The organism is Stutzerimonas nitrititolerans, from assembly GCF_003696285.1.
Taxonomy (GTDB): domain Bacteria; phylum Pseudomonadota; class Gammaproteobacteria; order Pseudomonadales; family Pseudomonadaceae; genus Stutzerimonas; species Stutzerimonas nitrititolerans.
The window spans coordinates 1-1494 of the sequence record NZ_RFFL01000044.1 but is presented as its reverse complement, the minus strand read 5'-3'; the positions used below and the strand labels follow the sequence as shown (position 1 = coordinate 1494).

General features: G+C 59.4%; 2 protein-coding genes. One reads left to right on the top strand and one right to left on the bottom strand.

The window, feature by feature from the left end:
- Positions 1 to 498 precede the first annotated feature (498 nt).
- On the top strand, positions 499 to 1005 hold the full coding sequence (locus tag EA795_RS20555; RefSeq protein WP_122079222.1) for a thermonuclease family protein: 507 nt from the start codon (positions 499 to 501) through the stop codon (positions 1003 to 1005).
- On the opposite strand, the gene EA795_RS20550 is transcribed toward EA795_RS20555, so the two are convergent.
- Complete coding sequence (locus EA795_RS20550) at positions 1006 to 1302, bottom strand: DUF1654 domain-containing protein (RefSeq protein WP_276310942.1); 297 nt, start codon at positions 1300 to 1302, stop codon at positions 1006 to 1008.
- Positions 1303 to 1494 lie beyond the last annotated feature (192 nt).

The window sequence follows — 1494 nt, the reverse complement described above, 5'->3', positions numbered from 1 at the left end:
TTGAGGCCTCCACGAAACCCGGGGTGATTCAAGGTTAAAGTAAGAAGGCATAAAACCTTAGATGAGTTCGAGGCAATAGTAGAGGACTCTACGCTAACTTCTGAAATGAAGGAGATCCTTCAGTACGCAGAATGGGAGCGCACTACTGTTTACCTAAGCATCAACGCCAAGGTGTTAGATGGTGAAATTAAGCAAGCGACAGTACTGAACGTAGTCCGGCAGGACCCTCCAGACTGATTGAGTTTTCTAAGCCCCGCACCTAGCGGGGCTTTTTCTAAGTGTTTCGGCCGTACGCCAATGCCTACACGCGGCGTCATGATTAAGCCGTATCCTGCCCTGATCCTTTCGATCATAGTTCGCTCGCAATGACGCAGGACGCGCACCGGGCCTGGAGGGCCGATGGACCACCGCGTGGATCGCGGAGCTTGGAGCAACGGGACAACAGTACAAATTTAGCCCCGCCCTGTGCGGGGCTTTTCACATGCGCACGGAGGCGCCATGCAACGCATCATCCTCGCACTACTTCTACTGTCCTCCCCTGCCCTTGCAGCCCAGTTCGAATGCCGAGTTATCGGCATAGCCGACGGCGACACCCTCACCTGCCTGACCGCGGACAGGAAGCAGGAGCGCATCCGCCTACGCGGCATCGACGCGCCCGAACGCAAGCAGCCTTTCGGCGAGCGCTCGCGGCAGAACCTTTCCGACCTGGCCTACGGCAAGACAGCGACCATCCACTGGACCAAACGCGACCGCTGGAAGCGCATCATCGGCGCCGTGTGGGTTGAGCCTGCCGATTGCCCAGGCTGCGGCCACACGCTCGACGCCGGCCGCGCACAGCTCGCCTCGGGCATGGCCTGGTGGTATGAGCACTACGCCAAGGAGCAGCCCCCGGAAGAACGCCACGCCTACGAGTTCGAGCAGACAGAAGCACGCGCTCGGTCCGTAGGGCTGTGGCGCGACCCTCAACCGATCCCACCCTGGGACTGGCGACGCGGCAAGCGCTGATCAGAATGGCGCCGCGGCCTCTTCCTGCGGCTCATGCTCCTGGTCAACTATCACCACCTCCTCCTCATCTTCTCGCCGGCCCCACTCCAACGTCACCGTACCGTCGTCGTTGAACACCATGCTCAGCCCGTCCGTCTCGGCCAGCATCTCCATCACCGAATCCCATGCTTCCTGCGGATCGTCGTCGAGACGGTGAATCATCACCGTCCTCCCCAGCTGCGCAATTGGCGAGTTGATCATCGCTGACACCCGCAGCCCCAGCCGCTCTGCCGGGCTCGGCTTCCGAGCCTCCTGCATTCCCTTTTGCCTTGCCATCTGAACCTCCCGACTACTGGACGCGCATACAGTATTCAGCGCTCCGCTAGTTAGGCAATGCAAAAAGAACGCGAAATAAATTAGGCATTAGCTATTTACAAGAGTTAGGCATTGGCTTATCTTGAATCCATCGAAGCGCAGAACACCGCGCCGACAGGCCGAGAGGCCTCGGGT

Bases quoted from the DNA above. Each gene is read 5' to 3' on its own strand.
- EA795_RS20555 (WP_122079222.1), top strand. From the start codon at position 499: ATGCAACGCATCATCCTCGCACTACTTCTACTGTCCTCCCCTGCCCTT.
- EA795_RS20550 (WP_276310942.1), bottom strand. From the start codon at position 1,302: ATGCAGGAGGCTCGGAAGCCGAGCCCGGCAGAGCGGCTGGGGCTGCGG.